5 protein-coding genes are annotated in these 5,599 nt (G+C 59.1%); 1 reads left to right on the top strand and 4 read right to left on the bottom strand.

Annotation, left to right across the window (positions count from 1 at the left end; genetic code table 11):
* Window positions 1-28: 28 nt before the first annotated feature.
* The 4 genes from RGAI101_RS01275 to RGAI101_RS01290 form a co-directional block, all read right to left on the bottom strand.
* Complete coding sequence (locus tag RGAI101_RS01275; protein WP_008227713.1) at window positions 29-1,525, bottom strand: replicative DNA helicase; 1,497 nt, start codon at window positions 1,523-1,525, stop codon at window positions 29-31.
* A 157-nt stretch (window positions 1,526-1,682) separates the two neighbouring features.
* Window positions 1,683-2,363, bottom strand: coding sequence for an orotate phosphoribosyltransferase (locus tag RGAI101_RS01280; protein ID WP_008226949.1), 681 nt, complete (start codon window positions 2,361-2,363; stop codon window positions 1,683-1,685).
* A gap of 87 nt (window positions 2,364-2,450) precedes the next feature.
* Complete coding sequence (gene pyrC / locus RGAI101_RS01285) at window positions 2,451-3,491, bottom strand: dihydroorotase (RefSeq protein WP_008225759.1); 1,041 nt, start codon at window positions 3,489-3,491, stop codon at window positions 2,451-2,453.
* A 10-nt stretch (window positions 3,492-3,501) separates the two neighbouring features.
* A complete protein-coding gene (locus RGAI101_RS01290; RefSeq protein ID WP_198133664.1) occupies window positions 3,502-4,533 on the bottom strand; it encodes a phosphoadenosine phosphosulfate reductase in 1,032 nt (343 codons plus the stop codon).
* 260 nt (window positions 4,534-4,793) lie between these two features.
* Between RGAI101_RS01290 and RGAI101_RS01300 the strand changes: the two genes are divergently transcribed.
* On the top strand, window positions 4,794-5,599 hold an 806-nt coding region (locus RGAI101_RS01300; RefSeq protein WP_037228865.1), incomplete at its 3' end, for an AAA family ATPase.

Below are 5,599 nucleotides of genomic sequence, written 5' to 3' on the forward strand. Positions count from 1 at the left end.
TGACCCTAAGACATGGATCGGCCCGGGCTTAAAACTCCTGGTCGTTGTCGTTGCTTTGCCATGGCTTCACAAGGTTGCCGAAGCGGGTAAAGCGCCCCTCAAAACTAAGGTCGACGGTGCCGATCGGCCCGTGCCGCTGCTTGCCGATCACGACTTCGGCGCGGCCATGCAAGCGCTCCATCTCTTCTTGCCAGATTGCCATCTTGTCCAGTTCGTGATCGCCGGGCTTTTCACGCTCTTTGTAATATTCTTCGCGGAACACGAACATCACGACGTCGGCGTCCTGTTCGATCGACCCGGATTCGCGCAAGTCCGACAGCTGCGGGCGCTTGTCTTCGCGGTTTTCCACCTGACGCGACAGCTGGGACAGGGCGATGACCGGAATATGAAGCTCTTTGGCGATGGCCTTGAGACCCATGGTGATTTCCGAAATTTCGTTCACCCGGTTTTCATTTTTGCCTGTACCACGCACCAGCTGAAGATAGTCGATGATCAATAGGTCCAGCCCGTGGGTCCGTTTCAGACGCCGTGCGCGGGCAGACAGCTGGCTGATCGGCAGGGCGGGCGTGTCATCGATATATAGCGGGCAGGCCTCCAGTGCCTTGGCTGCATCCACGAAACGGCGGAATTCGGTCTCGGTCATGTCACCCGACCGAATTTGCTGCGACGGGATTTCGGCGGCTTCCGACAAGATCCGCGACGCCAATTGTTCCGCGCTCATCTCGAGGCTGTAAAACCCAACGACGCCGCCATCCACCGCACCCTCGGTGCCGTCATGCAACGTGCCACGGCGGTACGCTTTGGCAACGTTATAAGCGATGTTCGTCGCAAGCGAGGTTTTCCCCATGGACGGACGGCCGGCAAGGATCAAAAGGTCGGACGGGTGCAAGCCGCCCAGCTTTTTATCCATGTCAATCAAGCCGGTAGATACACCAGACAGCCCGCCATCGCGCTGATACGCGGCGTTGGCAACATTCACAGCGTCGGTTACCGCCTTGAGAAAGCTTTGAAATCCGCTTTCCGCCTGGCCCTGTTCGGCCAGCTTGTAAAGCTGCTGCTCGGCCTCGACGATCTGTTCGCGCGGCTCCGACGCCACATCCACCTGCGCGGCCTTGGCGGAAATATCGCGGCCCAGCTGGATCAGATCCCGGCGCACGGCCAGATCATAGATCATCTGCGCATAGTCGCGCACGGCAAACGCACTGATGGCTGCCCCGGCAAGGCGCACCAGATAAGCCGGCCCGCCCAGCTCCTTGAGGCCTTCGTCATCCTCCATGAACGCCTTGAGCGTCACGGGCGAGGCAAGGTTGTTCTTGGCGATCCGGGCGCTGGCAATCTCGAAAATCCGGGCATGAACGGGGTCGTAAAAATGCTTTGGCCCGATGATCGACGCCACGCGGTCGTAGATGTCATTGTTGGTCAGGATCGCGCCCAACAGCTGCTGTTCGGCTTCGATGGAATGGGGCATGCTCTCTGCTGCCTGAACCGTCAGCTGATTGCCGTTGATGCTGGAAATCTCGTTCATCTACCCATGCCCCACTTTTTTTTTGCCCCGGCCTTCCACATAGCCGAGGTGTCAGGCACCGTGCAAATCATATAAGTTGTGGATAACCTGAAATCACCGCTAGCGTACTGCATGTCGCGTGCAATTGCACCACTAATCACCAGATACTGTGGGTGGCTTAGGTGGTTTTCCGAGCATCCTGCCATTCTTTCGGCGCGTTCAAAAACGCCTCAACCTCTGTCAGCGTTGCCGCATCAAACGCCCCTTGCGCCTTGGCTTCGGCCAGAACATCCCACCAGGTACACAGGCTGTGCAGGCTAACCCCATGGTCACCCAATGTCTTTTCGGTTTCCGGAAAAATCCCGTAGTAGAAAATCACCGCTGTATGCGCGCAGGTCGCGCCGGTTTCCCGAATCGCGTCGACAAAGCTGATCTTTGAACCGCCATCAGTGGTCAGATCCTCGACCAGCAGCACCCGCTGACCCTCGGTCATCTCACCTTCTATGCGTGCATTACGGCCATAACCTTTGGGTTTCTTGCGCACATAGGTCATCGGCAACGCCATGCGTTCCGCCACCATTGCGGCAAAGGGGATGCCCGCAGTCTCGCCACCGGCGATGTTGTCGAACGCCTCGAACCCTGCGTCACGCATCACGGTGACGGTCAGGAAATCCATCAAGGTGGCACGGATGCGCGGATAGCTGATCAGCTTTCGGCAGTCGATATAGGTGGGGCTTGGCAGGCCCGACGCCAGCGTAAACGGCTCGGTCGCGTTGAAATGCACGGCCTTGATCTCCAGCAGCATGCGCGCAGTCAGGCGCGCCATTTCTGTCGAGTCGGGATAGCTGGTGGGGATCATGCGGTATCGTCCTTTTTGTCCAAGCCCATGGCTTCTCTGGCTTTCAAATATCCTCGCCGAAGGCATAAAGTCTATGCCACAGGCCCCTCAATCTGCGCTAACGCTCCAGTTTAGCGGCATCATTGGGTCAAACACGGTCACCGGGCCTTCCGGCGTGTCGATCTGCGCAGGGTAGCTGGCCGGTGTGCGGGTCAGCGTCAGGGTCGCCTCGTTTACGGGCAAGCCATAAAACGTAGGCCCATTCAGCGCGCAAAACGCTTCAAGATGGTCAAGCGCGCTATCCTGTTCGAACACTTCCGCCAAGATCGACATGGTATTGGGCGCGGAAAAGCAGCCCGCGCACCCACAGGGCAGCAGTTTGTTGGCATCCGTGTGCGGGGCCGAATCTGTTCCCAGAAAGAACCGCGCGTCACCGGAGGTTGCCGCTTGGCGCAGGGCCAGACGGTGGGTCTCGCGCTTTGCGACGGGCAGACAATAATAGTGCGGTTTGATTCCCCCGGCCAGAATGTGGTTCCGGTTGATGACCAGATGGTGCGTGGTGATCGTGGCCGCCAGATTCTGTGCGGCAGAGCGGACGTAATCGGCGGCATCGGCGGTCGTGATATGTTCCATCACCACTTTCAGGCCTTGGTGCCGGGTGCGGATCGGGTCCATCACGCGCTCGATAAACACTGCCTCGCGATCAAAGATATCGACCTGCGGGTCGGTGACTTCGCCATGGGTGCACAGCGGCAATCCGATCTCGGCCATGCGTTCCAAAACAGGAGCGACCTTGTCGAAATCGGACACGCCACTTGCGGAATTGGTGGTGGCTCCGGCGGGATAAAGCTTTACGGCCTTGACCAGACCGCTGGCATGGGCTGCGGCAACGTCATCGGGGTCTGTATCCTCGGTCAGATACAGGGTCATCAGCGGGGTGAAATCCGCACCCTCTGGCAAAGCCGCCAGAATCCGGTCGCGATAGGCGGCTGCATCCGCGCCGCGCACCACCGGGGGCACCAGGTTGGGCATGATGATTGCACGGGCAAAATGCGCTGAGGTATATGGCAGAACAGCGCGCAGCATGTCGCCATCGCGCAGGTGCAGGTGCCAGTCATCGGGACGTCGAAGCGTGAGGGTCTGTGTCATGCCGGTTGTGCTAGCACAGGGTCGGGATCGGCGCTAGGGGGCTGCTTTCTTTAGCTCTCCGTCTGGCGAGGGCTCTTCGGCGTTCGCATCCTCGGCTGTTCCGCACGGGCTCGTTCATCTGCATTTCCGCCTCGATCAGCTTTTGTTTGCGCACGAAACGTGGCGCGGGCATCCGCGCATTCACATAGCGGCACAGATGCAGGATCAGCTGGGTGCGGTCATCCGCTTCCAGGGCGACCAGCAGTGCCTTGAGGTAATTGCGATGGTCGCGGCGCGAGCGGTAAAGATCAGCAAAGGTCAGGGTGTCCAGGGTTCCATCGACGGCAAGGCTCAGCAAGGTTTCCAACTGGTCCAGCTGCAGCAGTTCCGATTGCAGCGCCACGCCCATGTGGCGCATCCGCAGCTTGGTGACGTTGGGCCGTGTAAAAAGGCTGGCGTGCATGGCATCCAGCGCGACTTTCGGGTCGTACAGAACAAAAGCCGCCTCGGCAGCGTCCAGCATATCGGGCGCATATCCATAGCGTGATGAAAAATCGGTGCGGCGCATTTCCTTGAAGCGGTCATCCCATTCGGTGATCCTGGGGTCCAGGGTTGCCTGGGGCTGTATCGCGACAACCCACGCGCCGGGGGCGGCAACCGAATAGGCCGCTGCGGCATAGCCGGCAGGCCCCGCACCGTAAAAAACGACCTTATCGAATTCATCAAAGAATCCGTCGTCAACCAGCCGGTCAAAGCACGCGTAAACCGAAGGGTCGCGAAACCAGGTATCGCCTTCGGACGCGATGCACAGGTTGGACCAGCCATAGTTGCGCACCAGATCCCACCCCAAAGGCTGCGAAAGGCTCGACAATGCACGCATGCCGCTGACGGTCTCGAAGGTCACCAGCAGGGTCGGGCTGCGTTCCACGAAAATTGCGTGATGCTTGTCGCCAAGATTTTGGCAGAAACCATCCTTTTCGGCAACTTCCGCGATGGCAAGCAGCCATTCATCCTTGGGCAGACCCACCAAAGATGTCTCGATCGTAAAGGGTGCATCGATCATCGTCATGTCCTCAATGGTTTTTCCGCACGATTTCAACGCGCCTTTGGGCCGTGCTAATCGTGTATTGCGGCGAAAATACGGAAATTGCATGCGCATTTAAAGCACAGTCTTGGATAAACCCCTGACCATAGGTGGATCGCTGCCCATGCTTCAGGACAATCTGCCCGTCAAAAGGCCAATGCCCTTGACCGCGCGGGATCAGGATGCACCTTTGCATGTCAACAAGAGGCGCGCAAAAGGCGCGCAAGGGGGGGAACGCCATGAATGACCTATCATCCATCGATGCCGTGCAAGCCATGCTGGAAGGCGAGGGCTACATCTGCGGGCGCGCATTGGGCACCGTGGTGTTTCTCAGCCTGACCTTGGGCCGCCCGCTTTTCCTCGAGGGCGAAGCAGGGGTCGGCAAGACCGAAATCGCCAAGGCACTGGCCGCCGGGCTGAACCGCAAGCTGATCCGCCTGCAATGTTACGAGGGGCTTGACGCGTCCTCTGCGGTCTATGAATGGAACTTCCCCGCACAGATGGTCGCCATCCGCACGGCCGAGGCGGCGGGCGATACCTCCCGCAAAGCGCTCACCACCGAATTGTTCAGCGATGATTTCCTCATTGAACGTCCGCTGCTCGAGGCCATGCGACCGGATGAACGTGGTGCGCCGATCCTGCTCATCGATGAACTCGACCGCACCGACGCCCCGTTCGAGGCCTTCCTGCTCGAAGCGCTCAGCGATTTTCAGGTAACGATCCCCGAACTTGGCACGATCAAAGCGCCCGAACCCCCCATTGTGATCCTCACCTCCAACCGCACACGCGAAGTCCATGATGCGCTCAAGCGCCGCTGTCTGTATCACTGGGTAGACTACCCGAATTTCGACCGCGAGATGGAAATTCTCAAGGCGCGTGCCCCCGAAGCCTCCGACTCCCTCAGCCGCGAAGTCGTCGCCTTCGTCCAGCAACTGCGCACCGAAGACCTGTTCAAAAAACCCGGCGTTGCCGAAACAATCGACTGGGCCAAATGCCTGCTGGCGCTGGATGTCATCACCCTCAGCCCCGAAGTCATTGCAGATAC

This window comes from Roseobacter sp. GAI101, from assembly GCF_000156335.1.
GTDB lineage: Bacteria > Pseudomonadota > Alphaproteobacteria > Rhodobacterales > Rhodobacteraceae > Sulfitobacter.